Below are 26,390 nucleotides of genomic sequence, written 5' to 3'. Positions count from 1 at the left end.
GCGCTCTGGGAAAAAACAAAGGCCCTAATATTCCTTCAATCATGTAAGCCATTGGCCGCGGAAAAACGCTCGCCACAAACACCACTAAACGTGTACGAAAAAACCTTTCAGCCGTACTTTCAGAGACAAAATCCAGACAAAAAAATGCCCGGCAAGCCGGGCAAATTTTTATGCGCTTGCTTACATGTTGTAGCCGCGCTCGTTGTGAAGTGCCAGATCGATGCCCACCGACTCTTCTTCCTCGGAAATGCGCAGACCCATGACGGCGTCCAGCACCTTGAGAATGATGAAGGTGGCTATCGCGGTGTAGATCACCGTGAAACCCACGCCTTTGCACTGAATCCAGACTTGTGCCGCGATGTCGGTCACGGTGCCGAAGCCACCCAGCGACGGAGCCGCGAATACACCTGTGAGAATCGCGCCGAGGATACCGCCGATACCGTGTACGCCGAAGGCGTCGAGGGAATCGTCGTAACCCAGTTTGCGTTTCAGCGTCGTGGCACAGAAGAAGCACACCACGCCCGCTGCCAGACCGATGATCAGCGACCCCATCGGGCCAACGGTGCCCGCAGCCGGAGTGATCGCAACCAGACCGGCAACCACGCCCGAAGCGATACCCAGTGCGCTAGGTTTGCCATGGGTCAGCCACTCGGCGAACATCCAGCCCAGGGCCGCTGCGGCGGTAGCGATCTGAGTCACCAGCATGGCCATACCGGCAGTGCCGTTGGCGGCTGAAGCGGAACCGGCGTTGAAACCGAACCAGCCGACCCACAACATCGCGGCGCCCATCAGGGTGTAACCGAGGTTGTGCGGAGCCATCGGCGTGGTCGGGAAGCCTTTGCGCTTGCCCAGTACCAGGCACGCCACCAGACCTGCGACACCGGCGTTGATGTGGACCACGGTGCCGCCCGCGAAGTCGAGCACGCCCCAGTCGCCCAACAGCGAACCCGGACCGCTCCAGACCATGTGCGCGATCGGCGCGTAAACCACGGTGAACCAGAGGCCCATGAACACCAGCATTGCGGAGAACTTCATCCGCTCGGCGAAGGCACCGACGATCAGCGCCGGGGTGATGATCGCGAAGGTCATCTGATAGGTGACAAACACTGCCTCGGGAAACAGCGCCGTAGGGCCAGTAATACTGGCGGGCGTGATGCCGGCGAGGAACGCCTTGGCGAAGCTGCCGACAAAGGAATTGAGGTTGACGACGTTTGCTTCCATGCCAGTCGTGTCAAACGCCATGCTGTAGCCATAAAGGAACCACAGGATGGTGACCAGGCCGGTAATGGCGAAGCACTGCATCATCAACGAAAGAACGTTTTTGGAGCGAACCATGCCGCCGTAGAACAGCGCGAGGCCCGGAATCGTCATGAACAGCACGAGGGCAGTAGAGGTCAACATCCAGGCGGTATCGCCGGAATTGAGGACTGGAGGAGCCACCGGATCTGCCGCCATGGCCAGGCCGGGCATTACGATGGACAACAGGGCTCCTAGCCCTGCGAATTTACGCAGAGTCATTTTGTTTTCTCCTGGGGCGTTGGGTTTGGCGGCTTAGATTGCGTCGGTATCGGTTTCGCCGGTACGGATGCGAATAGCCTGTTCCAGATTGACTACGAAGATCTTGCCGTCACCAATCTTGCCGGTGTTGGCCGCCTTGGTTATCGCCTCGATAACCCGGTCAAGATCCTTGTCGTCAATGGCGACATCAATCTTCACCTTGGGCAGGAAATCGACCACGTACTCCGCGCCGCGATACAGCTCGGTGTGACCCTTCTGCCGACCGAAGCCTTTGACCTCAGTAACGGTAATGCCCTGCACGCCGATTTCGGACAACGACTCGCGTACGTCATCCAGTTTGAACGGCTTGATGATGGCAGTGACTAGCTTCATGAAAACTCTCTCCCGAATTGGTGGACTTGCCCCAGGAAAACAAACCCGACTCAAGTCTAAGCGCAGTGCCTGGCTTTGTAACGCATCGTCGGCCCTACTCTTCCGACTGACGCCAGTTAACCGCTCCTGACGAAACTCCCCGCTCCGCCTGCCACACTGCATTCGTCACAGCGACTGCATCAGTGCATGGGTCACAAGGGACTAAGCAGAAAGCTTGCCATCTCGTGAAAAACCACTGATTTCAATCACTTGGTCGATACCGCGGGCGCCAATGCCCAATCGCCACCACCAATACGCACAACAACGGTGCGACAACGCCCGGCAACATGCGCGAAAAGCGTGCACCCGTGCCCGCGCCATTGACTATAGACACTGCGTGATACACTGCCGGCCATTGTTTCCAGGACATTTCCCATGCTCGCGCCCAAAGACTTCCTCGATGCCCTGAGCGGCACCGCCTCCCGCCTGTTCAGCGGCGAAACCCCGCTGCCAAAAAGCGAAATCGAAAGCCAGTTCAAAGCCCTGCTGCAAAGCGGCTTCAGCAAGCTTGATCTAGTGAGCAGAGAAGAATTCGACAGCCAGATGGTCGTCCTGGCGCGCACCCGGGCACGCCTTGAGAGCCTTGAGGCAAAAGTCGCCGAGTTGGAAGCGAAGCTGAATCCACCGGCTGAATGACCCCACAAATCCCCTGTGGGAGCGAGCTTGCTCGCGATTAGGGTCGGCACGACCCTCCTGCTATTTCCGGATTCAGCTCCACTTCCAGGCTGAGTCCTACAAAAACCACCACTGCTTTCCGATTGCACCACCAAGCCCCGGTTCCTAAGCTCACGTCAGCTGAATGTTCACCACTGGGTTTGGCGACCTGGAAAGCTTAAGGTGCACGACGACCATCCGATGGCGGGCTCTTTTTGTCCGTCGACTCGAGTCATGGCGGCTGTGCGTGGGAGATCTTCGGGTCTGCCGGGTTCCTTTTGCTCCGGTTCGCCAACCCGCGTATAGCTGCCACTCTAATGAGATGGTCAGCCCGAGACGGGAACCCCGGTAAATCCAGACTTACCGGGGCCTACGGGAATGGCTGACCCACGACGTGGTCCCAGCCCTCAGAGATGCCCAACAACCCGCCACAACCGAACGCCCGATACTGAGCCTGCTGAACTGGCCAGGAATGTCGCTGAGCTTGCTGCACTGGAACAACCAGCCGTGGATCCGGTTGCAAGATGTTCCACACATGTTGCCGGAGGGGAAGCGGCCACGAAGTGTGGTCAATGCCCCGTGGTGGAAGCGGGCTTCGAGAATGCTGCAATCGCTTTAACCGACAACGTTTCTGCCAGTCAGCGCCGATTCCTTGAAGTCGGTGCAACTCGCGGCAAAGAACTTGAGCCGACTGGCCTGCTTGCAGGTATACGAGCTTGAGTCCTCCATCCAAAGAAACTGCCTAAATGGCTAATGCCAGTCAGTTAAGCGTTGGTTACCCCAAAAGATCGCAGCCTGCGGCAGCTCCTACGGATTTGCGTACGGATTCAACTGTTCGGCGTAGGAGCTGCCGCAGGCCGCGATCTTGGCGATCCTGCACGCGCCGAACATCTCCGGATTACGTCAAAGTGCTGTGCATTTCTCTTAACTGACTGGCATTAGCCTAAACGGCGGTTTTTTTTCGCTCTCGCACTCTATACGCCGACATCCGCAACATCCTGCGAAGGTTTCGCTCCTCAGCCGCCGCGCTAAAACACTACGCCGCAACTACCCTTCAAAACACCGCAGGAAGCGGTTCTCGTCAGCTCAAGGAATGATCATGTCTCTGGCCATCGTCCACAGCCGCGCCCAGGTCGGTGTGGAAGCGCCCGCCGTCACCGTAGAAGTCCATCTGGCCAACGGCTTGCCGTCGCTGACGATGGTGGGTTTGCCGGAGGCAGCGGTGAAAGAAAGCAAGGATCGGGTGCGCAGTGCGATCATCAATTCCGGGCTGCAATTTCCGGCTCGGCGCATCACCTTGAATCTCGCCCCGGCCGATTTACCGAAGGACGGTGGACGCTTCGATCTGGCGATCGCCCTTGGGATTCTGGCTGCCAGTGTGCAGGTGCCGACTCTGACGCTGGATGATGTGGAGTGTCTGGGAGAGCTGGCGCTGTCAGGCGCGGTGCGGGCGGTTCGTGGTGTCTTGCCGGCGGCACTCGCGGCGCGCAAGGCCGGACGATCGTTGATGGTGCCGCGGGCAAATGCCGAGGAAGCGTGCCTGGCGTCAGGATTAAAGGTCATTGCAGTGGATCATCTGCTGGAGGCGGTCGCGCATTTCAATGGCCACACGCCCGTAGAACCGTATGTATCCAACGGTTTGCTCCACGCCAGCAAACCCTACCCCGATTTAAATGAAGTGCAGGGCCAGATTGCGGCCAAGCGTGCATTACTGATTGCTGCTGCGGGGGCTCATAACCTGCTGTTCAGCGGGCCACCGGGAACGGGGAAAACCCTGCTGGCGAGTCGTTTGCCTGGGCTGCTGCCGCCACTGGCCGAGAGCGAAGCGCTGGAAGTCGCGGCGATTCAATCGGTCACCAGTTGTGTGCCGTTGAGCCATTGGCCTCAACGACCGTTCCGCCAGCCACACCATTCAGCATCCGGCCCGGCACTGGTGGGCGGAGGCTCGAAACCACAGCCCGGTGAAATCACCCTCGCCCACCATGGCGTTCTATTCCTCGACGAGTTGCCGGAGTTTGATCGCAAGGTGCTGGAGGTGTTGAGGGAACCGTTGGAGTCGGGGTGTATCGTGATTTCCCGAGCCCGTGACCGCGTACGTTTTCCCGCGCGCTTTCAACTGGTGGCCGCAATGAACCCGTGCCCCTGTGGATATCTTGGCGAGCCGAGCGGACGCTGCTGCTGTTCTCCGGACCAAATCCAGCGTTATCGCAACAAGCTGTCGGGACCGCTGCTGGACCGAATTGATCTGCACCTGACGGTTGCCCGCGAAGTCACGGCGTTGAATCCGGCACCAAAACCCGGCGATGACACCGTAACCGCCGCAGCCCTGGTCGCGGACGCAAGGGAGCGGCAACACAAACGCCAGGGCTGCGCCAATGCCTTCCTCGATTTGCCGGGCCTGCGCCGACACTGCAAGTTATCCACAGCCGACGAAACCTGGCTGGAAACCGCGTGCGAACGATTGACCTTGTCGCTGAGGGCGGCCCATCGGCTGCTCAAGATAGCGCGAACACTGGCGGACCTTGAGCAGGTCGATGGCATCACCCGCGAGCATCTGGCCGAGGCGTTACAGTATCGGCCACAGTCATAGAAATCTCTTTGATTTCTATGAAACACCTCCCTCCCTGTCAAAATTATGCCGAAAAACGGTTATAAATTATTTATGTAAAGAATGAGGACTAGACGTTAGCTCGCCCCTGAGCTCTAAAGTGTATTCCTAGGTGACAGATGGTTCGACTTAACCCGCATGAACAGACTCAAGACCCAAAAAGCTCGGAAAGAACAGAAAGCAACTGGCTATACGTCAAGCTTTAAATAAGGTGCTGAGGGAATGAAAAAAATCGTTCTCTGAGGTGATGGAATAATAATGTCGCTCGATTTGATGCTGCTTCCTTTGCGCCGCCTTGTACGACTGTCTTTATCGTAAACCTCGATATCGCCATTCATGATCGGGCCGTGCAGCGACTGCTTTACTATTTTTTCATCGGCCATTGTATTATTAGCCATGCCGATCATCATCTGAGAAAAAGATAGTTGCGGCTGATCATATATTTTCTTGGGTAAAAACTCAGAAAGTTCAGCCTCTATGCGTTTCCCCGTAACGCCGCTAAAGTGGTGTTCCTGCCCAAAACCAAGCGCATATTGATCCGTGACATGTATATCTTTATTGGCGTCATACCCAACAAATAATGCAGGCGTCATTGAGTGCGAAAAATTATTGCCATACTTCCAATGTATTTGTTTCATCACCGCATTGGCACGATAACTTTTTGCCAAATGGATAAACCAGTAGGTTCGTGGGTTATGGCCACCAGGTGTAATAAAGAAAACGGTCATAAAGTCAGCGCCACTTTCTTTTAAAATACCCTCAGCCAGAAAGCGTTGAATAAGATGCTGCCACTCATGCCGCATCGTCGCCTTGAGCGAGCGTAATTTCTCCCAAGGAATGTATTTTTCAAGATCAATATTTTGCAGCGCCTTCTTATTTTCTTCACGCTCCGACAGGTAGTCAATCAAGCTATCCACGTTGAACGTCAACAACACTTCCGCATTGGCTAGGCTCTTAAAGATCGTCCGGATACTCGAAAACGGAACATCCTTATAAGCATATTGATCGAGTAAAAATAAAGATCGCTCTGAGAACTTAAATTCCTGAATTTTCTTAATAACGCTAGGAAGTGCATCAGTGAACCTTGATTTCAGCGTAAAAATATCACTGCCCAAGCGGTGCCCATGGCCCTTAGTAGCGAGTACAGCATTCAAGTAATCGATATTGTCCTTTTTTATATCGATGAAAAAATTCTGCGCGAGCACCTCCCGCGGCATATTTCTCTGGATATTGATTTCAGCGACAGTCTCCCGAACCGCATCCAAAGCAATAATGGGTGATCCGAAGTGATCACCACGCCCGCCATCATCTTTATAAATACCACCACCACAAAAGCCATCAACAATATTTATGCCGATCCGCGGAATCTGCTGATTACTCATGACAACAGTGATATAAGAGCGAATGTAGTCCTGAATAATCTGGTGTTTAATTTTGCTATGAGGATCTATACGTGGATAGATTCCAGCCGAGAGATCCCACTTGTACTTTTCTTCCTTGGCCACTCGAAATCCTTTCTAGCTCAGGCTAGGTTTAACAAGGGAATCTCATCCCAGGTCTGGCCGTTCAAGAGGCGACCATTGGCTTTCTTGGAGCGTTTTACCCCGTCAGCACCCCAGCCTCCCCACTGTTTGAAGAAGAACGCCGAGCCGGACGCATCGCACTGACGGTGTATGTTGTCGACCCATTCCTGCTGCATAGGACGGGCCTTCGCACCTGACTCGCCGCCGACTATCACCCAATGAATGTCAGTGAGGTCTATCTCACCCAAGTCTTCCAGAAGAGGCTCAGCCGAGAGAAAACGAATAGTCGCATCGACCCTGCGCAGGCAATCAATACGCGGCACGCCGTAGGCTTGATCCTCCACAGACACGCCCAACCAAGCGTTGTCTGGTGTAGCCCGAGTACTGAAATAGTCGGCAAGTCGTTCGGCGCGCTTGGTCAAAATCTGGAAGGTATGCTGGGAAGCCAGCCGGATAACGTCGAAAACTTGGTCGATGTACGCGTCAGGCACCTGTTCGTGGAACAGATCGGACATCGAGTTAACGAAATAAATAGTCGGCTTCTTACGCTGCAGCGGTTCCTGGAGCTTCTCCGGACGTAAGCTCAGGCGAAAGCCATTCTCATAGCCAGGCGTGCCCATAGCCTGCAGGCGGTGGGCCATGTTCTCCGCGTAGCAGTGTTTGCAGCCCGGCGACACCTTGGTGCACCCCACCACCGGGTTCCAAGTCATCTCGGTCCACTCAATGCTCGTTTGGGTACTCATTGCACTGCCACTCCTTTCGTGCGCGATATTAGTAAGATGCTACAAAGCACGTCAAATTGCCATCGTATGAGACTCACCGAGTTCACCCTATTGTTGTCCTCTCGACTCATATAGTCAGGGAAAATCGTAGCCATAAACAAATTCGGAAGGTGCCATGGTGACGCTGACTCGTTGACAACCTTGCCAGCGTATTTTTGCAGTAAAAATACCTTAATTATCGCCAATCCGCTCCAAAAGCGGTCAGCCAGTAATTGACCAGCGTTCGCTTTTCCGAGACCAGTTGGGCTTAACTGGGTATTTACTTCGCCTGCTAACATCGGCGTCTAGATTCTTAATTCGCCCTTCCTTCGCTAGCTCCTTAAAAGCCAGTTGCAGATCCGTAGGATACAAGTCTGTTTGCTCCAGAAAGTCAGACCAACATTCAAAATCAATCAGAAGAGGAGTAGAAGAAAGCCTGCTTAATAAGAAGTCTCTAGCTGCCAGCCGATTATCCTCTGGCTTATCAACAGTAAAAATATCCTGATCCGAACCAAAGAGATCACCTATGGGCGATTTATTTATCTGCGCCCTTAACCTGGCTTCGAAATGGCTAACACGCTGTACCATCTCCATTTGTTCGGCAGCTTGTTTAAATACAATAATTCCGAGAGGGTGACGAGTCAGGTATACGAGAAAATACAGCACGCGCTCCATGCCTGGGCGTTCAACAGAGACATACGTTGTTTTTCCGCCGTATAGCTCGCCGACAACTTTTCGATACTGAGAAATCACAAGAGCCTGACGCTCGGATGAGGTTTCTGACCCCGTTAGATCGATACGCCTTCCTAACAACGCCTCAACATCGGACTGATGTGGTTTCATTGACAGTGCACGATTAAAAAAATCGTACATTAAGTTAATCAGAAACTCGACCTTATTCAGAGCCAGGAGCGGAGCCAGTACAGGCGCACTTACAACCGTCTTCCAACCTTTTGGGTCAATAAAGAAAAAGGTAAAGTTTCCTGATGCCCATCGAACGATCTCGTCAATTTTTGTGGTGTAGTCACCATAAATGCATGAGGCTTCAACGGGTACGTGTTTCTTCCCAGCTAAAAAGCTATCGAGCTTTCCAAATGCTTTTTTATCTTTCTCAATGTATAGCGCTCGGAATTTTATATCTTTTCCAAACTGACTTTTTAGTGCGTCCGCACACTCCTTCATCTGACGAAGGGAGATTCCAATAGACGTATCCTTTAGATCGTCTGACTCCTCAGACCAAGGGCCGGCGAAGCAATCAACATAGTTGATGACGGACTCCTTGCGCCCAATAATCATGAACAGGCGCTGAAGGTACGTCTGCAAAATTGTATGTTTAACGTACGCCTGTTCGCGACCGTGGTATTCCTTTGGTATAGGCAAAATATTGCTCCCTTGTTTGTGCCCTGGAGCGAACACTACCCTAGAAAACCCACTGCGCGAATAGGAGAACCCATATGGTGGGCGACCTTCTTTTTTGTGTCCCACCTACCGACCGTCTTGTGGCACTGCGAGTTGAGCCTTCAAAGGGATTTTCCTGTAGGTCATAACTGAACTGGGAGCACCGAGGACATTCGCATCAATTGCGTATAGAAATGGACTTGCTCGCAGCTATTTGCACAATTAGTCGCATCTAATTCCGTACAGACCTCCCGAAGAGCTCGGGCTATCAGCTAACTCAATCGCATTTATTTCCGAAACCTACAGAGGCTCGAAACCACATCCCGGTGAAATCACTCTCGCCAACCATGACGCGCTGCTCCTCGATAAGCTCCCGGAATTTGATCGCAAGGTTCTGGAAGTATTGAGAGAGCCGCTGGAGTCTGGCTAGATCGTCATATCCCGAGCCCGCAACCGTGTGCGTTTCCCTGCACACTTCCATTTGGTCGCTGCAATGAAACCCTGCCCCTGTGGATATCTTGGCGAACCCAGCGGTCGATGTCGTTGCTCACCGGGTCAGATCCAGCGCTACCGCAACAAGCTCTCCAGACCGCTGCTTGACCGTATCGACTTGCACCTGACCGTCGCCCGCGAAGCCTCCGCGCTCAACCCCGCGCAGCAAGTTGGCGATGACACAGCCAGCGCGGCGCTCATCGTCGCCAAAGCCCGGGACCGCCAGCAACAACGCCAAGGCTGTGCCAATGCCTTCCTCGACCTGCCGGGTTTGCGCCGACAATGCACGTTATCCACAGCCGACGAAAACTGGCTGGAAACCGCGCGCGAACGATTAACCTTGTCACTACGAGCGGCCCCCCGACTGTTCAAGGTCGCGCGCCCCCTAGCGGACCTTCAACAGCTCGATCGAACCAGTCGGGAGCACTTGGCTGAGGCATTGCAATATCGCCCATGATATTCGACGCCCACTCCATCAAAAAAAATCCTATTAAAGAAGACAGCCGTCGGCCTTTTTTTGAAGGCATAATAATGGCCATCAAGTCTATTCGTCTGACTCTCAGGGAAGAACATGTTATCAAAATGGCTTTTTAGAGCATCACTAGTTTTCATAGCAGGGCTTACCGGTTGCAGCACAGCCCAATTCTTCTCTGGCAGCACGCAAATCCCCATAGCCCCGACAGATACAGGTCTGATCGACAAAGCGCAAAGAGACATGGTCGCGCCTAACATCCAGCCGGAAGCTGGCGACTCACCGCCTTCAAAGATTATTAGCTTCGCTTTTGACGGAACATTAAACGATTTAAACAGAGTACCCAGCGACGAACGACCAACCATTGTTGCTTATATCGCAGGAAAGACTTCCGGGCCGCGTCACTATTACCGTGGTGTGGGGATGCAGGCAAAAGACGTAGACAACCTGGATGCCGCGTTGGGTCTGAGTATGGAAAAAATCGCCGAAGAGGCAAAAGGAGATCTGTTTTCCAAGACCGATGAAATCATACAGACAACCCCAGAAGTTGAGTTACGAGTGTTTGTGACTGGCTTCAGCAGGGGAGCGGCAAGCGCCCGGCACTTCATGAACATCGTTGATGAAGAGTGGGCTCACCGGTATCCGGGTGTGGATGGTCATCAGCCACCCAAACTGCGATTTTATACGTTACTGTACGACACGGTTTCTACCAACATCGGCCGCAGGATGAAACTTGGTTTACCGAAAAGCGTAAATTACTCGCTGCATTTCGTGGCGATGGATGAACCACGCGGCCTGTTTCCTGTGGACGTAGATGCCGTCACTGCGCTGGACAATACGGCTGATTATTATGTATCACGAATCAAAACTATTTATTTACCAGGAGCTCATTCCGACATAGGCATGTCCTACCTCGGAGGTGTAGGGGACTCGTACAGAATGATGAACGACATCCTACTGGCGCAGCTGGGTTTCACGTCCGACAGATGTTTTGAAAATTCGAATAACCCCATGCTTGACGGTAAGCATGACTCACGTGGCCTTCTCGACAAACTGCTGCAAATTTCCGGCGCGGGTACGGTGCCTAAAATCGTAAGGAAAACTAGGTCCGTCACTTCCGCGGAGCTAGAGCCATCGGAGTATCGGGATATCAGGGACAGCAACAATCGATTGGCCGAGCGCAACAATAATCAATGGTGGGTTACCAGCACGACGGAATATCCAACATTTGGTTTTAAAGCTCGAAAACTTGGTGATGAAAACCTGAAATTAATGAGCGTCTCGGACACACTACGTTCTTCCGTTTCGTTTCTTGAAAAAAATAACAAGGGCGAAACAGTATTCAAATTTGAATATGTTGCTGGTGGAAAAAATACTCTGATACTCCCCAAGCAGGTTGCTAAAAAAATCAAGCGCAATGAGACCAGCGTTGACGTGACGTACATGAATATCAAAACTGGCAGGCGCTACAATTTTTTTGTCGATAATGTATGGGTCGATAGCATCGACTTTCCGCTCACAAAGATAACCAAAGTCAATGAGTTTGTGGGCTGTTCGTCTTTCCGATAACCACTGGCCGTTAAAGCTGGCGCAGAGACCGTTTAAAAGCGGTTCTGCGCACATCGGTTTGCCGCACCCTCGCCAACAACCGAATCACTAAATCTATCAGTCCCTTACCTATTTATCTGTGAGATCCACCAACGGCGCTTGCCGCACCTCAGTCTCCCGCGTCCCCTGAATCTCGCTCACCCGCGCCAACGCTTTATCCACAGCCGCTTTATCCGCCAGCAAGCTGTAGCTGATCTGGAACTGCTTCTGTTCCTTGGCCGCAATCATCGGCACCAGGTTCAGTGGCCGCTGATACCGGCGGTTGTAGGAAAAACTCGTCCCCGGCTCCAGCCCCGTGACATACCCCTGCCCTTGGGTATCAGTGTTTTTCCACAGGGAGAACACCGGCAATTGCCAGGTGTTAAAGCCAACCGACACCCCGAGGTTGCCCGCCTTGTTATGCAGCACCGCCAGCGTGTCGCCCTTGGTATCGGCATACGGCACGACGTTGTAAACCGTCTCGTCGTAGTCCTTGGTCGGCGCGCGGTAGGTTTGCCAGTCGGGCAAATCCCCTTTGGCCTTGTCATTGAACGGTGACACCTGTTTCACCGGCGCGGCGAAGCGGGCGCCCTGTTCCAGGAACGGGGTGCTGAAGTTGCTGTGGTAGAGCGCCTGGTATTCCTTCGGATAGTCGCCGTTGTTGGTCAGGGTGTCGTTGAGGGCGAAGCGCACGCTGCCGGGTTCGGTGACCAGTTCAGTCATCACCGAGAAGTCGACTTTCTTGAACGCCTGTTCTTTCAGCTCGCCGCGCAGGCTGATGGCATAGGGTGGCTTTTCATCGATGTGCAAAGTGACTTTGCTGGCCGGGATGTTGGCGGCGCGCCCATGAAGAGTCAGCAGTTCGCCGTTGTCCATGCCGGGATGGCCGACCCATTCGTAGCCACAGCGCGCGACCAGTTCGTTGAAGCCTTCCAGCCAGCCCAGTCCGCCGCGGCCGTTGAGTTCGATGAAGGATGGATTGACCACATCCTTGACCGGCGAATCCCAACCCATGCGCACATTACCTACCGACGCCTGCAGGACGTTCATCCCACGGGTCGGCACCACCGAGAGTTTCATCGTGCCGTTATCAATGTCGACGATGCTAACGCCCTCCTGCCGACCGCCGTGCAGGGTGCGCAGGGTCACGGAGAAGGGTTTGTCGGTTTTAACACCGAGCTGCTGGCTGGTGATCTGCTGGTTCTGGGCAGCCTTGTCGGTGTCGAGCAGCACGTAATCCCAAGCCATGACGTGGGAGGCAGCAGTCATTGCGCCGAGAGTGACGAGCAGTTTGAGCGGGATCATGAGAAGCGCCTTTCTTGGAGTTGTGCAGTTTTTATAGCGCTGATGAAACGTTTCAGCAAGCTTAAAAACGGCATAACTACCGCAAACCATCACTTGGCTCACTCCCACTCGATCAGCAGCTAGCAACGCCGCCATTGTGGCGACCATATTGATTCAGCCGAGGCGCTCGACATCCGGCAATTCCATGGCCTGGACCTCGCCCTGGAGAAAATCGCTGAGGCGGCGCAAACGTTCACCGCCAGGGCGGGTTTTCGGCCAGACCAGGTAATAATTCAGACCGCTCGCAACGGCGGTTGGCCACGGCAAACTCAGACGCCCCTGAGCCACATCTTCGGCCACCATCAGCAAGTCGCCCATCGACACCCCGTAACCTCGGGCGGCGGCGATCATCCCCAGTTCCAGCGTATCGAACACCTGCCCGCCCTTGAGCGATACCTGCTCGGACAGGCCCATGCGCTCCAGCCAACTGCGCCAGTCACGCCGGTCGGGAGTCGGGTGGAGCAATTCAGTGCTGGCCAGCCGCTCGACATCCCACGGCTGATCATTCAACAGATTCGGCGAACCGACCGGGATCAGCAGCTCCGGGAACAGATAACTGGCTTCCCAGTCCGGTGGAAAGTGCCCGTTGCTCAGCAACACGGCGCAATCAAACGGTTCGTGATTGAAGTCCACCGAATCGACGTCCATCCAGGCGCTGGTCAGCTGCACCTCGTTGCCCGGCTGCAAATGCCGGAAGCGGCTGAGTCGCGCCAGCAGCCAGCGCATGGTCAGGGTCGAAGGGGCTTTCATGCGCAAGACGTCATCTTCGGCGCGCAGGGTATTGCAGGCCCGCTCCAGCGCGCCAAAGCCTTCACGCACGCCCGGCAGCAGCAAACGCGCGGCCTCGGTCAGTTGCAGATTACGCCCGCTGCGCTGAAACAGCCGACAGGCAAAATGCTCCTCCAGCGTACGCACATGTCGGCTGACGGCACTTTGGGTAATCGACAGTTCTTCAGCCGCACGGGTAAACGAACTGTGCCGCGCCGCGGCCTCGAAAGCGCGAAGGGCATAAAGCGGAGGAAGACGACGAGACATCAGGAAAGCTCCTATAGCGCGACCCTGAAACCTTATCAGAAACTCTCTAGCATGAGTTTTAATCATGCGAGCAATCGTTTTTATCCCTTTGTGCAAACGCTTGCGAGCGCCGAGAATCAACCCTTCCCGATTTGTCTGACTAAATGAGCGTGATGATCATGCAGCATCCAGCACGTACCGAACTCTGGGCCATCCTGCGGCTGGCGGGGCCGTTGATTGCCTCACAGTTGGCGCACATGCTGATGATCCTCACCGATACCTTGATGATGGCCAGGCTCAGTCCGGAGGCATTGGCCGGTGGCGGTCTGGGCGCGGCGAGCTATTCGTTCGTGTCGATTTTCTGCCTCGGCGTGATTGCCGCGGTCGGCACGCTGGTGGCGATCCGTCAGGGTGCCGGCGACATCGAAGGCGCCACGCGGCTGACCCAGGCCGGGCTCTGGCTGGCGTGGTTGATGGCCTTGGTGGCGGGTTTGCTGTTGTGGAACCTCAAACCGGTGTTGCTGCTGTTCGGCCAGACCGAAAGCAACGTACACGCGGCCGGCCAGTTCCTGTTGATTCTGCCGTTCGCCCTGCCCGGCTACCTGAGTTTCATGGCCTTGCGCGGCTTTACCAGCGCCATCGGCCGGACGACGCCGGTGATGGTCATCAGCCTTATCGGGACCGTGGCCAATTTCCTGCTCAACTATGCGTTGATCACCGGTATGTTCGGCCTGCCGAAAATGGGTTTGATGGGGATCGGCCTGGTCACGGCCATCGTCGCCAACTGCATGGCACTGGGCCTGGCCTGGCATATTCGCCGGCACCCGGCTTATGACGCGTTTCCGCTGCGCAAAGGCCTGTCACGGCCCAATCGCCAGTACCTGCGCGAACTGTGGCGTCTGGGCCTGCCGATTGGCGGCACCTACGCGGTAGAGGTCGGCCTGTTTGCATTCGCTGCGTTGTGCATGGGCACCATGGGCAGCACGCAATTGGCGGCGCATCAGATCGCCCTGCAAATCGTCTCGGTGGCGTTCATGATTCCGGCGGGATTGTCGTATGCGATCACCATGCGCATCGGCCAGCATTACGGTGCCGGGCAATTGCTCGATGCACGCTTGGCCGGGCGGGTCGGGATTGCCTTTGGTGGCGCGGCGATGCTCGGGTTTGCCATGGTCTTCTGGCTGCTGCCCAATCAACTGGTGGGGCTATTCCTGGACCAAAACGACCCGGCGTTTCGCGAGGTGATCAACCTTGCGGTGAGCCTGTTGATGGTGGCGGCATGGTTCGAATTTTTCGACGGCACGCAAACCATCGCCATGGGCTGTATTCGTGGGCTTAAGGACGCCAAGACCACTTTCCTGGTCGGCCTCGCCTGCTATTGGCTGATCGGCGCACCGGCTGCGTGGTGGATGGCTTTCCACCTCAATTGGGGGCCGACCGGCGTCTGGTGGGGTCTGGCGCTGGGGCTGGCCTGCTCGGCCGTGAGTCTGACGCTGGCGTTCGAATGGAAGATGAAGCGGATGATCCGGCGTGAGCCTGCTTCACAGCCGAGCTTCGAGATTCCCCAGACAGAATGAGATCCCTGTGGGAGCAGCCGGTCGACGCTCGATTGCTCGCGATGACGATAGATCAGACACCTATGCAGTGACTGTCATACCGCTATCGCGAGCAATCGAGCGTCGACCGGCTGCTCCCACATGGGTTAGCTATGTCAGTAGAAAGGGTTAAACCACGACTTCCAGCGCCTGTTGGCTGGAACCAAACGTCAGGTACTCGACCAACTCCGCCAACGGTAACGGCTTGCTGATCAGGTAACCCTGCACCTGATCACAACCAAAGCCGCGCAGCAGCTCAAGCTGTTCAGGGGTTTCAACGCCCTCGGCGACCACTTCCAGGTTGAGGTTGTGGGCCAGGTTGATCATTGCGTGGACCAGCTTGCGGTTTTCCTCCCGCATCTCCATCCCACCGACGAAGCTCTTGTCGATCTTCAGCAAGGCAATCGGCAGGCTGTTGAGGTGCACGAACGATGAAAAACCGGTACCGAAGTCGTCCAGGGAGAAACGCACACCCAGACGCCCCAAAGCGTCCATGGTCTGTTTGACCAGATCGCTGCGGCGCATCACTGCGGTTTCCGTCAGTTCGAATTCCAGCCACTGCGCTTCGACGCCACGCTCGGCAATCAGCCGACTCAAGGTCGACAGTAGCTGACTGTCCTGAAACTGCCGGAACGACAGGTTCACGGCCATGTGTAATGGTGGCAGACCGCGCTCGCGTAACGCCTGCATGTCACGCAAGGCGCGGGAAATTACCCAGTACCCCAACGGCACGATCAAACCGCTCTGCTCGGCCAGCGGCACGAACTCGCTCGGCGGCAACAACCCGCGCTCGCCATGGCGCCAGCGCACCAGCGCTTCGAGGCCGACAATCTGCCCATCGTCCAGGTTCAGTCGCGGCTGGTAATGCAGTTCCAGCTCATCGCGACGCAAGGCCCGGCGCAGTTCGCTTTCAAGATCGGCGAGGCTGCGCGCATTGCGGTTGATGCGTTCATTGAAAATGTGAAAGGTGCAGCCCTGAGTGCTTTTGGCTTGCTGCATGGCGATGTGTGCGTGCCACATCAGCGGGTCGGCGCCAGCCTGTGCGCGGGCGTGGGCAATGCCCAGGCTGCAACCGATCAACAGGCTTTCGCCGTCGACCCAGTAGGGCTCGGCCATGACTTCGGTAATGCGCTCGGCCATCCACTCGGCGCGTTGTGGTGCGCGGCGGGTGTCGATGAGTAAGGCGAACTCGTCGCTGCCCAGACGCGCCAGTTGATCGCCGGCCTCAAGCTGGCTCTTGAGCCGCGAGACCACTTGCAGGATCAACCGGTCACCGGCCTGGTGGCCGAGGGCGTCGTTGGCGTGTCGGAAGTTGTCGAGGTCGAGGTGCCCGAGCGCCAGGCCACGGCCGTCGTTCTCCGCCAGACGCGCCGCCAGCAGGGTCTGAAACCCCTGGCGATTGGCAATGCCGGTCAGCGGGTCCTGCTCGGCGAGACGCTGCAAGGTGTTTTCGAGCACGCCGCGCTCGCGCACATGGCGCAGGCAGCGGCGCAATGTATCCACATCCAGTGCATCGCGAACCAGCCAGTCGCTGACACCGTCCGGTGGGGTGGACGGTTCATGTTCGAGCAACAGTACCGTCGGCAGGCTGCAACGGCCCGGCTCCGGTTGAAGCGCTGGAATGGTCAACAGGACCGCACTGCGATTGTCAGCAAATAGACTGCTCACCGACTCCCAGGTCGGTGCACTGATCAGCACAGCCGAGCTCCCCATAGGAGCCAGACACTCGCGTAACAACGCTGCCCACGCTGGCTCTTTGGCCAGTAGCAGCAAACGCAAGGGTTCGACAGGCGTAGACAAGCTAGCTCCCTAGACTCTGCAAAAGATGTTGGCGGCGGGCATTATGACGCGCAGATAAACAACGGCCAATGATATTGATTATCAAACACTCTTTTGTACCGCTGTGAATTGAACATTAGTCGCCAATTCAGCGCGCATCCTGCGGGAAAGTAACAAAACCGGCAAATTTAGATAGCGTGGTACGTCACAAGTCGGAGAGAGGGGCAGAATCTGTGCATCCTGTTAAAATGCCCGCCCTTTTCGCAAACGACTCCCTTTTCCGTCATGTCCCGACTCAATCCCCGGCAGCAAGAAGCCGTGAGCTACGTCGGCGGCCCTCTTTTGGTGCTCGCCGGTGCTGGCTCCGGCAAGACCAGTGTAATCACCCGCAAGATCGCCCACCTGATCCAGAGCTGCGGCATTCGCGCGCAGTACATCGTCGCCATGACCTTTACCAACAAGGCCGCGCGCGAGATGAAGGAACGGGTCGGCACCTTGCTCAAGGGTGGCGAAGGGCGCGGCCTGACGGTGTGCACGTTCCACAACCTTGGGCTGAACATCATCCGCAAGGAGCATGTGCGGTTGGGCTACAAACCCGGTTTCTCGATTTTCGACGAGGCCGACGTCAAAGCCCTGATGACCGACATCATGCAAAAGGAATACTCGGGCGACGACGGCGTCGACGAAATCAAGAACATGATCGGCGCGTGGAAGAACGACCTGATCCTGCCGCCCGAAGCCCTGGAAAACGCGCGCAACCCCAAGGAACAGACCGCCGCCATCGTCTACACCCACTATCAGCGCACGCTCAAGGCGTTCAACGCGGTGGACTTCGACGACCTGATCCTGCTACCGGTGAAACTGTTCCAGGAACACGCCGACATCCTCGAAAAGTGGCAGAACAAAGTCCGCTACCTGTTGGTGGACGAATACCAGGACACCAACGCCAGCCAGTACCTGCTGGTGAAATTGCTGATCGGCACGCGCAACCAGTTCACCGTGGTCGGCGACGACGACCAGTCGATCTACGCCTGGCGCGGCGCGCGTCCGGAAAACCTGATGCTGCTCAAGGACGACTACCCGTCCTTGAAAGTGGTGATGCTGGAGCAAAACTACCGCTCCACCAGCCGCATCCTGCGCTGCGCCAACGTGCTGATCTCGAACAACCCCCACGAGTTTGAAAAACAGCTGTGGAGCGAGATGGGCCACGGCGACGAGATCCGCGTGATCCGCTGCCGCAACGAAGACGCCGAAGCCGAGCGCGTGGCCGTGGAAATCCTCAGCCTGCACCTGCGCACCGACCGCCCGTACAGCGATTTCGCAATCCTCTATCGCGGTAACTACCAGGCCAAGCTGATTGAGCTGAAGCTGCAACATCACCAGGTTCCTTATCGCCTTTCCGGTGGCAACAGCTTTTTCGGACGCCAGGAAGTCAAAGACCTGATGGCCTACTTCCGCCTGATCGTGAACCCGGATGACGACAACGCCTTCCTGCGGGTGATCAACGTCCCACGCCGGGAAATCGGTTCGACCACGCTGGAGAAGCTCGGCAACTACGCGACCGAACGCAAGATCTCGATGTATGCCGCCACCGATGAAATCGGCCTGGGCGAACACCTGGACAACCGCTTCACCGATCGTCTGGCGCGTTTCAAGCGTTTCATGGACCGCGTGCGTGAGCAGTGCGCCGGCGAAGACCCGATCTCTGCCCTGCGCAGCATGGTCATGGACATCGACTACGAAAACTGGCTGCGCACCAACAGCTCCAGCGACAAGGCCGCCGACTACCGCATGGGTAACGTCTGGTTCCTGATCGAGGCGCTGAAAAACACTCTGGAAAAAGACGAAGACGGCGAAATGACCGTCGAAGACGCGATCGGCAAGCTGGTCTTGCGCGACATGCTCGAACGTCAGCAGGAAGAGGAAGACGGCGCCGAAGGCGTGCAGATGATGACCTTGCACGCCTCCAAGGGACTGGAATTCCCCTACGTGTTCATCATGGGCATGGAGGAAGAAATCCTCCCGCACCGCTCCAGTATCGAAGCCGACACCATCGAAGAAGAACGCCGATTGGCCTACGTCGGGATTACCCGCGCACGTCAGACCCTGGCCTTCACCTTTGCTGCCAAGCGCAAACAATATGGCGAAATCATCGACTGCTCGCCGAGCCGTTTCCTCGATGAGTTACCGCCGGACGACCTGGCCTGGGAAGGCAACGACGACACTCCGACCGAAGTCAAAGCCGTGCGTGGCAACACCGCATTGGCGGATATCCGCGCGATGTTAAAGCGCTAGAATCGATTATTTTTTAACCGAATACTTTTAACAGAGCTTAGGGGCGCACAAGGCGCCAAAAGAGGAAAGCTTCATGGAAGCACTGCACAAGAAAATTCGCGAAGAAGGCATCGTGCTTTCCGACCAGGTCCTGAAAGTCGACGCCTTTCTGAACCACCAGATCGACCCGCAATTGATGAAGCTGATCGGCGACGAATTCGCCACGCTGTTCAAGGACTCGGGCGTCACCAAGATCGTCACCATCGAAGCATCGGGCATTGCGCCGGCGATCATGACCGGTCTGAACCTGGGTGTGCCGGTGATCTTCGCCCGCAAGCACCAGTCACTGACCCTGACCGAGAACCTGCTGTCGGCGACGGTGTACTCGTTCACCAAGCAGACCGAAAGCACTGTGGCCATTTCCCCACGTCACCTGACCAGCAGCGACCGCGTGCTGATCATCGACGACTTCCTGGCCAACGGTAAGGCGTCGCAGGCACTGATCTCGATCATCAAACAGGCCGGCGCCACCGTGGCAGGTCTGGGTATCGTGATCGAGAAGTCGTTCCAGGGCGGCCGCGCCGAACTGGACTCGCAAGGCTACCGCGTCGAATCCCTGGCCCGGGTAAAATCCCTGGCCGGCGGCGTCGTGACCTTTATCGAGTAACCCGCCACACCGCCTATCCCTTGTGGGAGCGAGCCTGCTCGCGATAGCGGTGGGTCAGTCAACGTTGATGTTGAATGGACTGCCGTCATCGCGAGCAGGCTCGCTCCCACAGTTGTTATGTGTGAACTGTTACTGCGCGGTGGCCTTCAGGCCTGCCAGCAACAACCGCTGATACACATCCTCCTTCAAGCCTTCCGGCTTCGTCAGCTGCATTCGCTCCAGGTGAGCCGGATACTCCGACGGCTCCGGCGCATCCAGTGCGGCTTTGCCCAGCTCCAGAATCTCGGTGAGTTTGAACTTGCTCTTGAGCCAGTTCAGCGCCCGCAGCAAATCCCGCTCTTCGCTGCTGAAATCACTGCCCAACGGATACTCCGGAAACAATCGAGGGTGCCGTGCGGCAATCGCCTGCAAGCGCTGTGGGCTGTTGTCGGTGAAACGCGGATCGAGGCGAAAATCCTTCGGCAGCTTGCCGGCCTTCTGCGCCAGGTCGATCAAGCCTGGCTGGAAGCGTGAATCGCTGATGTTGAGCAGCGCTTCGATCACCTTCGCGTCGGTCTTGCCGCGCAAATCGGCAATGCCATATTCGGTGATCACAATGTCGCGCAAGTGCCGTGGAATCGTGCAGTGGCCATACGCCCAGACCATGTTCGAGCTCACTTCACCGCCCGACTCACGCCAGCTGCGCAGGATCAGAATCGAGCGTGCACCTTCCAGCGCGTGGCCCTGGACGACGAAGTTGTATTGCCCGCCGACACCGCTGAGCACCCGCCCGTCCTCCAGCTGATCCGCCACGCCAGCGCCGAGCAAGGTCATGGTGAAGGCGCTGTTGATGAAACGTGCATCCAGACGCTGCAAGCGTTTGAGTTCTTCATGACCGTACAGCTCGTTGATGTAGCTGATGGCGGTCATGTCGAATTCTGCGAGCTTGCTGTGGGGTAAATCCCGCAACCGCTGATAAAAGCTGCGCGGTCCGAGGAAAAATCCGCCGTGTATCGAGATGCCGCCTACCTGAGCCGACTCATCCAGAGTGCCGGCATTGGCTTGCTGTTGCAGGGCGACGCTCGGATAAACCTTACGCCGCACGATTCCGGCGTCGGACAACGCCAGCAGACCGTTGACGAACATCTCGCTGCAACCATAAAGCCCCTTGGCGAAGGGCTCCACGCCGCCTTCACGGCTGATCAGTGGCGTCCAGTAATGCGCATCAAGGTCCGTCAGCAGTGCACGATAACCGTCGTTATCCGCCTGCCGGGCCAAAAGCGCGGCGGTCAGTGCGTCGCCCATGGCACCGATGCCGATTTGCAGGGTTCCGCCGTCCCGCACCAGAGTACTGGCGTGCAGGCCGATGAAGTGATCCTGAACGCCCACCGGCATGTTCGGTGTGGAAAACAGCGTGCTGCCCTCCTCCTCGTCGATCAGCAGATCGAACGCCTCGCGCTCGACTTCCGAGTCTCCCGGCATGTACGGCAGATCCCGGTGAACCTGGCCGAGCAGCAGAATGGTTTCTCCGGCAGCGCGACGCTTGGCGATCATCGGCAACAGGTCGAGGGTGATGTCCGGGTTGCAGCTCAGGCTCAGCCGATCAGGCTGCTGCAGGTCATGGGCCACCAATTGCGCCACCAGGTTCAACCCGGCGGCGTTGATGTCGCGGGCGGCGTGGCTGTAGTTGCTGCTGACGTAGTCCTGCTGCGCCGAGGCGCTGTGCAGCAAGCTGCCAGGCTGCATGAAGAACTGTTCGATGCGAATGTTCGGCGGGAGGCTGTCACGGTGCAGGTCAGCGAGAAAATCCAGCTCGGGATAGTCGCCAAACACTCGCTCGATGAAGGGTTCCAGAAAGCGCCGCTGCAAACCGTCGCCCAATTCCGGACGTCCAAGACTCAACGCGGTGTACACCGTCAACTGCCGCTCGGGCAGTTGGGCAATGCGCTGATAGAGCGCGTTGACGAAACGGTTGGGTTTGCCCAGCCCCAGCGGCAGGCCGAGGTGAATATGCGCAGGCAAACGTGCGAGCACGTCATCGACTGCCTGTTCGATTGATACCGACTGCACCATCAGACCCTCCCGACCTGTCCATGAATTGAGGTGGGTCCGAGCTTGCCGCGTCCTGATCGTCATGACCAGTCTTGCGCTCAAATCTCAGGCACAAAAAAGCCGCTAACAAGCGGCTTTTTCGCTGAAGAGGGGGCTTATTTCAGGCCGGACATCTTCTGGATGGCGCCTTCAAGGTCTTTCACTTCGCAGTCGCTGCACGTGCCTTTTGGCGGCATCGCGTTGAGACCTGTCAACGCTACTTTCGCCAGGCCAGCAGCAGTGCCGCCTTCTTTGTCGGCGCGTTTTTTCCAGTCTGCAGCATCACCGATTTTCGGTGCGCCCAGCAGACCAGTGCCATGGCAAGCATTGCAATGTTTGGCAATGATTTCATCGGGGGTTTTCGCTGCACCGCCGCCTACCGAAGCGGCGACTTCCATCCCCTTGCACTCTTGACCTTGTACACAGACCTGGCCGACGGGCTCAAGGCGCTTGGCGATGTCGTCAGTGGTCGACGCTTGAGCGCTGACTGCCCAAAGGGCCAATACGGTTGCTGGTGCGGCCAGCATTTTCATAATTAGGTTCACGCGTACACCCTCAATGGTGGCTAGTCACGCCCACGGCCACGGTTTCGCAGGCGGGCGCAAGTATAGCGGTTAGCCCGCCACACTGAAACAACCCTAAAGTCCAAGGGGTATTAAGTCGTGGCGAAATGCAGCTTGGGCGACTCGCAAAACCTTGCCGGACGCCGCTTTTCTTAGAAATTCGCCGGTGTTGCTGCGCTGATTAGTCGCGCTGGCGCATCGAACGGATTTCGGAAACGGTGCGGTTTGGTGCTTTCGAAATAGTAGCTGTCACCGGCCTCGAGCACGAATGTTTCAAGCCCGACCACCAGTTCCAGCCGACCTTCGAGCAGAATCCCGGTTTCCTCGCCCTCATGGGTGAGCATCTCTTCACCGGTATCGGCGCCAGGCGGGTAGATCTCGTTGAGGAACGCGATAGCACGGCTCGGATGCGCCTTGCCGACCAGTTTCATGGTCACGGCACCATCGGAGATATCGATCAGCTCGTTGGCTTTGTAGACGATCTGCGTCGGTTTTTCCTGGAGAATTTCTTCGGAAAAGAACTCGACCATGGACATGGGGATGCCGCCAAGTACCTTCCTCAGCGAACTGATCGAGGGGCTGACGCTGTTTTTCTCGATCATCGAAATGGTGCTATTGGTAACGCCTGCCCGCTTGGCGAGCTCTCGCTGGGATAGACCTTTCAGTTTACGGATCGATTGCAGTCGTTCACCGACGTCCAATGCATTAGCCTCCCAGGATTCAGATTGTGTGGATAGTGAGCGTTATCATGGCGACAGCGTTCAGTATTTACAACACTTGGGTCTGAATCCCGTTCAGCAAAGCTGACTTCTGGTATCGACCGCCAGCCTCAGCTCCCGGAATAGAGCCGTGGCACGCGACGCAGGTTGCAGAATATCTGGTAGGGAATGGTCCCGGCAGCCATGGCTACGTCGCTGGCCAGGATGTTTTTACCCCACAATTCGACGGTAGAACCGAGGCCGGCCTGCGGTACGTCGGTCAAATCGATACAGAGCATGTCCATCGACACTCGTCCCAGCAGCTGGCTGCGCTGCCCGGCCACCAACACCGGTGTGCCGGTAGGTGCCTGACGCGGATAACCGTCGGCATAGCCCATAGCGACCACGCCGATGCGCATCGGCTTTTGGGTGATGAACTTGGCACCGTAGCCTACCGGCTCACCGGCCGGCAATTCGCGCACGCTGATGACTTTCGATTCCAGGGTCATCACCGGTTGCAAGCGCGCGGCCACAGCGTTGGCTTCTTCAAAAGGTGTCGCACCATAGAGCATGATGCCCGGGCGCACCCAATCGCTCGGCACCTGCGGCCAGCCCAGCACCGCTGGCGAGTTACGCAAGCTGACCTGTGCCGACAAGCCCTGACGCGCCGCTTCAAACACCGCAACCTGCTCCGCCGCGCTACTGCTATGCAGCTCATCGGCACGCGCAAAGTGGCTCATCAGCACGATCTTCGAAACTTTGCCGCTGGCCAGCAGACGTTGGTAGGCCGCCTGATAATCTGCTGGATGCAGGCCGACCCGGTGCATGCCCGAATCAAGCTTGAGCCAGACCGTGATTGGCTTGCTCAACGCGGCTTTCTCGATGGCTTCGAGCTGCCACAGCGAATGCACCACGCACCAGAAGTCATGCTCAACGATCAGCGATAGCTCATCGGCTTCGAAAAAGCCTTCGAGTAGCAGGACCGGCGCACGAATGCCGGCGGCGCGCAGCTCCAAAGCTTCTTCGATGCAGGCTACGGCAAAACCGTCCGCCTCAGCCTCCAGGGCCTGGGCACAACGCACCGCGCCATGACCATAGGCATCGGCCTTGATCACCGCGAGGGCGCGAGCCCCCGAGACTTCTCGGGCCAGTTGGTAGTTATGACGCAGGGCTTGAAGATCGATCAGGGCACGGGCAGGACGCATGGCGGCAGACTTCTAGGCGGTCATGGGGAAGAAAAAACCGGCGCTGACCAGTGGCGTGAACCGCCAGTAGCGCCGGGAGAGGGATCTTTGCTTAAACAGACCCTACGGCAGAGCAGCCACTACCGACAGCTCAACCAGGATTTCCGGTTCGCACAGTTTGGCTTCAACCGTCGCACGGGCTGGCGCGACGTTCTTTGGCAGCCAAGTGTCCCAGACACTGTTCATACCCTCGAAATGGGCATCAATGTCTTTCAGGTAAATCGTCACCGACAGCAACCTGGTTTTGTCGGTACCGGCCAGATCCAGCAAGCGCTCGATGTTGGCGAGGGTTTCACGGGTCTGCTGTTCAATCCCGGCACTCATATCGTCGCCGACTTGCCCTGCCAGATACACGGTACCGTTGTGGACAACGATCTGGCTCATGCGCTCATTGGTGAGCTGGCGCTGGATTGACATTTTTTGCGGACTCCTGATTGGTCTTGTCATAACGGGAAATATCGAGGCCTTCGGCACTGATCTGCGGCGCTTTCTTCGCCATCAGGTCAGCCAGCAAGCGACCGGAGCCGCACGCCATCGTCCAGCCGAGTGTGCCGTGACCGGTGTTCAGGAACAGGTTCTTGAACGGTGTGGCGCCGACAATCGGCGTGCCGTCCGGCGTGGTCGGACGCAGACCGGTCCAGAAACTCGCCTGGGCCAGGTCGCCGCCCTGAGGATAAAGATCGTTGACGATCATCTCCAGCGTTTCGCGCCGACGCGGGTTCAGCGACAGGTCAAAACCGGCGATCTCAGCCATGCCGCCGACACGAATGCGGTTGTCGAAACGGGTAATCGCAACCTTGTAGGTTTCATCGAGAATAGTCGACGTCGGGGCCATCGCCGGATTGGTGATCGGCACGGTCAGCGAGTAGCCCTTGAGCGGATACACCGGGGCCTTGATGCCCAGCGGCTTGAGCAACTGCGGCGAGTAGCTGCCGAGCGCCAATACGTAACGGTCAGCGGTTTCCAGCTTGCCGTCGATCCACACGCCGTTGATCCGGTCACCGGCGTAGTCGAGGCGCTGAATGTCCTGGCCAAAGCGGAATTCCACGCCCAGTTTCACGGCCATTTCGGCCAGGCGCGTGGTGAAGATCTGGCAGTCGCCAGTCTGGTCGTTCGGCAGGCGCAGGGCGCCGGCGAGGATATCGGTAACACTGGCCAGCGCTGGTTCGACGCGGGCAATGCCGGCGCGGTCGAGCAGTTCAAAGGGCACGCCGGACTCTTGCAGGACGGCGATGTCTTTTGCCGCGCCATCCAGCTGCGCCTGAGTTCGGAACAGTTGAGTAGTCCCCAGGCTGCGGCCTTCATAGGCAATGCCGGTTTCAGCACGCAGTTCATCGAGGCAGTCACGGCTGTACTCGGACAGGCGGACCATGCGCTCTTTGTTCACCGCATAACGGCTGGCGGTGCAGTTGCGCAGCATCTGCGCCATCCACAGGTATTGGTCGATATCAGCGGTGGCCTTGATCGCCAGCGGTGCGTGGCGCTGCAGCAGCCATTTGATGGCTTTGAGCGGCACGCCCGGCGCGGCCCACGGCGAGGCATAGCCCGGCGAGACTTGCCCGGCGTTGGCGAAACTGGTTTCCATGGCAGCAGCCGGTTGACGGTCGACGACCGTTACTTCAAAGCCGGCCCGAGCCAGATAATAGGCACTGGCGGTACCAATGACGCCGCTACCCAAGACCAGAACGCGCATTTTCATATCCCTCATCGCGGCTTAC

General features: G+C 56.9%; 20 protein-coding genes and 2 pseudogenes. 8 read left to right on the top strand and 14 right to left on the bottom strand.

Features of this window, described 5'->3' with window-relative positions; all coding sequences use genetic code 11:
* Positions 1–180 precede the first annotated feature (180 nt).
* Together BK659_RS17205 and glnK are read right to left on the bottom strand one after the other, a co-directional pair.
* Positions 181–1,518: an ammonium transporter gene (locus tag BK659_RS17205; RefSeq protein WP_123426200.1), complete on the bottom strand. Its 1,338-nt coding sequence runs from the start codon at positions 1,516–1,518 to the stop codon at positions 181–183.
* 33 nt (positions 1,519–1,551) lie between these two features.
* Entirely contained in the window at positions 1,552–1,890 is a 339-nt protein-coding gene (gene glnK, locus BK659_RS17200) for a P-II family nitrogen regulator (RefSeq protein ID WP_002555808.1), read from the bottom strand.
* 414 nt (positions 1,891–2,304) lie between these two features.
* Between glnK and BK659_RS17195 the strand changes: the two genes are divergently transcribed.
* The 3 genes and pseudogenes from BK659_RS17195 to BK659_RS17185 all read left to right on the top strand — a co-directional run bounded on the left by BK659_RS17195 (position 2,305) and on the right by BK659_RS17185 (position 5,173).
* On the top strand, positions 2,305–2,565 hold the full coding sequence (locus BK659_RS17195; protein WP_010465113.1) for an accessory factor UbiK family protein: 261 nt from the start codon (positions 2,305–2,307) through the stop codon (positions 2,563–2,565).
* Between the two features lie 379 nt (positions 2,566–2,944).
* A pseudogene (locus BK659_RS28040) lies at positions 2,945–3,202 on the top strand (BRO-N domain-containing protein); the annotation flags it as partial.
* Between the two features lie 480 nt (positions 3,203–3,682).
* Entirely contained in the window at positions 3,683–5,173 is a 1,491-nt protein-coding gene (locus BK659_RS17185) for a YifB family Mg chelatase-like AAA ATPase (RefSeq protein ID WP_123426199.1), read from the top strand.
* A gap of 206 nt (positions 5,174–5,379) precedes the next feature.
* Here the strand turns inward: BK659_RS17185 and BK659_RS17180 are convergent, their stop codons facing one another.
* The 3 genes from BK659_RS17180 to tcmP form a co-directional block, all read right to left on the bottom strand.
* On the bottom strand, positions 5,380–6,696 hold the full coding sequence (locus tag BK659_RS17180; protein WP_123426198.1) for a three-Cys-motif partner protein TcmP: 1,317 nt from the start codon (positions 6,694–6,696) through the stop codon (positions 5,380–5,382).
* Positions 6,697–6,713: 17 nt separating this feature from the next.
* Complete coding sequence (locus tag BK659_RS17175) at positions 6,714–7,457, bottom strand: phage Gp37/Gp68 family protein (RefSeq protein ID WP_123426197.1); 744 nt, start codon at positions 7,455–7,457, stop codon at positions 6,714–6,716.
* A 240-nt stretch (positions 7,458–7,697) separates the two neighbouring features.
* A complete protein-coding gene (gene tcmP, locus BK659_RS17170) occupies positions 7,698–8,855 on the bottom strand; it encodes a three-Cys-motif partner protein TcmP (protein ID WP_123426196.1) in 1,158 nt (385 codons plus the stop codon).
* A gap of 256 nt (positions 8,856–9,111) precedes the next feature.
* Here tcmP and BK659_RS17165 point away from each other — a divergent pair.
* Positions 9,112–9,822: pseudogene (locus BK659_RS17165) on the top strand (ATP-binding protein); the annotation flags it as partial.
* Positions 9,823–9,936: 114 nt separating this feature from the next.
* A complete protein-coding gene (locus BK659_RS17160; protein WP_148050441.1) occupies positions 9,937–11,406 on the top strand; it encodes a DUF2235 domain-containing protein in 1,470 nt (489 codons plus the stop codon).
* Positions 11,407–11,514: 108 nt separating this feature from the next.
* On the opposite strand, the gene BK659_RS17155 is transcribed toward BK659_RS17160, so the two are convergent.
* The gene (locus tag BK659_RS17155) at positions 11,515–12,729 is read right to left on the bottom strand and encodes an aldose 1-epimerase family protein (RefSeq protein WP_123426194.1); all 1,215 of its coding nucleotides are present in this window, start codon (positions 12,727–12,729) and stop codon (positions 11,515–11,517) included.
* A 153-nt stretch (positions 12,730–12,882) separates the two neighbouring features.
* A complete protein-coding gene (locus BK659_RS17150; RefSeq protein ID WP_123426193.1) occupies positions 12,883–13,803 on the bottom strand; it encodes a LysR substrate-binding domain-containing protein in 921 nt (306 codons plus the stop codon).
* Positions 13,804–13,961: 158 nt separating this feature from the next.
* Here BK659_RS17150 and BK659_RS17145 point away from each other — a divergent pair, with 158 nt between their 5' ends.
* Entirely contained in the window at positions 13,962–15,359 is a 1,398-nt protein-coding gene (locus BK659_RS17145; protein WP_123426328.1) for a NorM family multidrug efflux MATE transporter, read from the top strand.
* Positions 15,360–15,506: 147 nt separating this feature from the next.
* On the opposite strand, the gene BK659_RS17140 is transcribed toward BK659_RS17145, so the two are convergent.
* Positions 15,507–17,177, bottom strand: a complete 1,671-nt coding sequence (locus BK659_RS17140; protein WP_123426192.1) for a putative bifunctional diguanylate cyclase/phosphodiesterase — start codon at positions 17,175–17,177, stop codon at positions 15,507–15,509.
* Positions 17,178–17,441: 264 nt separating this feature from the next.
* Here BK659_RS17140 and rep point away from each other — a divergent pair, with 264 nt between their 5' ends.
* Positions 17,442–19,451, top strand: a complete 2,010-nt coding sequence (gene rep / locus BK659_RS17135) for a DNA helicase Rep (protein ID WP_123426191.1) — start codon at positions 17,442–17,444, stop codon at positions 19,449–19,451.
* Between the two features lie 73 nt (positions 19,452–19,524).
* Positions 19,525–20,097: a xanthine phosphoribosyltransferase gene (locus BK659_RS17130; RefSeq protein WP_123426190.1), complete on the top strand. Its 573-nt coding sequence runs from the start codon at positions 19,525–19,527 to the stop codon at positions 20,095–20,097.
* A gap of 129 nt (positions 20,098–20,226) precedes the next feature.
* Here BK659_RS17130 and BK659_RS17125 read toward each other — a convergent pair whose 3' ends face one another.
* The 6 genes from BK659_RS17125 to dadA all read right to left on the bottom strand — a co-directional run bounded on the left by BK659_RS17125 (position 20,227) and on the right by dadA (position 26,365).
* Positions 20,227–22,149 (bottom strand): acetyl-CoA hydrolase/transferase C-terminal domain-containing protein, encoded by a 1,923-nt coding sequence (locus BK659_RS17125; RefSeq protein ID WP_123426189.1) that lies wholly within the window; start codon positions 22,147–22,149, stop codon positions 20,227–20,229.
* 134 nt (positions 22,150–22,283) lie between these two features.
* The gene (locus BK659_RS17120; RefSeq protein ID WP_019694257.1) at positions 22,284–22,700 is read right to left on the bottom strand and encodes a c-type cytochrome; all 417 of its coding nucleotides are present in this window, start codon (positions 22,698–22,700) and stop codon (positions 22,284–22,286) included.
* 182 nt (positions 22,701–22,882) lie between these two features.
* The gene (locus BK659_RS17115) at positions 22,883–23,431 is read right to left on the bottom strand and encodes a cupin domain-containing protein (RefSeq protein ID WP_019694258.1); all 549 of its coding nucleotides are present in this window, start codon (positions 23,429–23,431) and stop codon (positions 22,883–22,885) included.
* Positions 23,432–23,559: 128 nt separating this feature from the next.
* Positions 23,560–24,633, bottom strand: coding sequence for an alanine racemase (alr, locus tag BK659_RS17110; protein ID WP_123426188.1), 1,074 nt, complete (start codon positions 24,631–24,633; stop codon positions 23,560–23,562).
* A gap of 102 nt (positions 24,634–24,735) precedes the next feature.
* A complete protein-coding gene (locus tag BK659_RS17105; protein WP_123426187.1) occupies positions 24,736–25,089 on the bottom strand; it encodes a RidA family protein in 354 nt (117 codons plus the stop codon).
* Complete coding sequence (gene dadA, locus BK659_RS17100) at positions 25,061–26,365, bottom strand: D-amino acid dehydrogenase (protein WP_123426327.1); 1,305 nt, start codon at positions 26,363–26,365, stop codon at positions 25,061–25,063. The genes BK659_RS17105 and dadA overlap by 29 nt, the downstream gene beginning before the upstream one ends.
* Between the last annotated feature and the right edge of the window lie 25 nt (positions 26,366–26,390).

The organism is Pseudomonas brassicacearum (assembly GCF_003732225.1).
GTDB lineage: Bacteria > Pseudomonadota > Gammaproteobacteria > Pseudomonadales > Pseudomonadaceae > Aquipseudomonas > Aquipseudomonas brassicacearum_E.
The sequence above is the reverse complement of the archived record's forward strand: the minus strand, read 5'-3'. Positions and strand labels throughout refer to the sequence as shown.

Excerpts from the sequence above, each read along its gene's own strand:
- BK659_RS17175 (WP_123426197.1), bottom strand. The coding sequence starts at position 7,457 with ATGAGTACCCAAACGAGCATTGAGTGGACCGAGATGACTTGGAACCCG.
- BK659_RS17150 (WP_123426193.1), bottom strand. The coding sequence starts at position 13,803 with ATGTCTCGTCGTCTTCCTCCGCTTTATGCCCTTCGCGCTTTCGAGGCC.
- BK659_RS17195 (WP_010465113.1), top strand. The coding sequence starts at position 2,305 with ATGCTCGCGCCCAAAGACTTCCTCGATGCCCTGAGCGGCACCGCCTCC.
- rep (WP_123426191.1), top strand. The coding sequence starts at position 17,442 with ATGTCCCGACTCAATCCCCGGCAGCAAGAAGCCGTGAGCTACGTCGGC.
- BK659_RS17205 (WP_123426200.1), bottom strand. The coding sequence starts at position 1,518 with ATGACTCTGCGTAAATTCGCAGGGCTAGGAGCCCTGTTGTCCATCGTA.
- glnK (WP_002555808.1), bottom strand. The coding sequence starts at position 1,890 with ATGAAGCTAGTCACTGCCATCATCAAGCCGTTCAAACTGGATGACGTA.
- BK659_RS17145 (WP_123426328.1), top strand. The coding sequence starts at position 13,962 with ATGCAGCATCCAGCACGTACCGAACTCTGGGCCATCCTGCGGCTGGCG.
- BK659_RS17155 (WP_123426194.1), bottom strand. The coding sequence starts at position 12,729 with ATGATCCCGCTCAAACTGCTCGTCACTCTCGGCGCAATGACTGCTGCC.
- BK659_RS17125 (WP_123426189.1), bottom strand. The coding sequence starts at position 22,149 with ATGGTGCAGTCGGTATCAATCGAACAGGCAGTCGATGACGTGCTCGCA.
- BK659_RS17160 (WP_148050441.1), top strand. The coding sequence starts at position 9,937 with ATGTTATCAAAATGGCTTTTTAGAGCATCACTAGTTTTCATAGCAGGG.
- BK659_RS17105 (WP_123426187.1), bottom strand. The coding sequence starts at position 25,089 with ATGTCAATCCAGCGCCAGCTCACCAATGAGCGCATGAGCCAGATCGTT.
- alr (WP_123426188.1), bottom strand. The coding sequence starts at position 24,633 with ATGCGTCCTGCCCGTGCCCTGATCGATCTTCAAGCCCTGCGTCATAAC.
- dadA (WP_123426327.1), bottom strand. The coding sequence starts at position 26,365 with ATGCGCGTTCTGGTCTTGGGTAGCGGCGTCATTGGTACCGCCAGTGCC.
- BK659_RS17185 (WP_123426199.1), top strand. The coding sequence starts at position 3,683 with ATGTCTCTGGCCATCGTCCACAGCCGCGCCCAGGTCGGTGTGGAAGCG.
- BK659_RS17130 (WP_123426190.1), top strand. The coding sequence starts at position 19,525 with ATGGAAGCACTGCACAAGAAAATTCGCGAAGAAGGCATCGTGCTTTCC.
- BK659_RS17120 (WP_019694257.1), bottom strand. The coding sequence starts at position 22,700 with ATGAAAATGCTGGCCGCACCAGCAACCGTATTGGCCCTTTGGGCAGTC.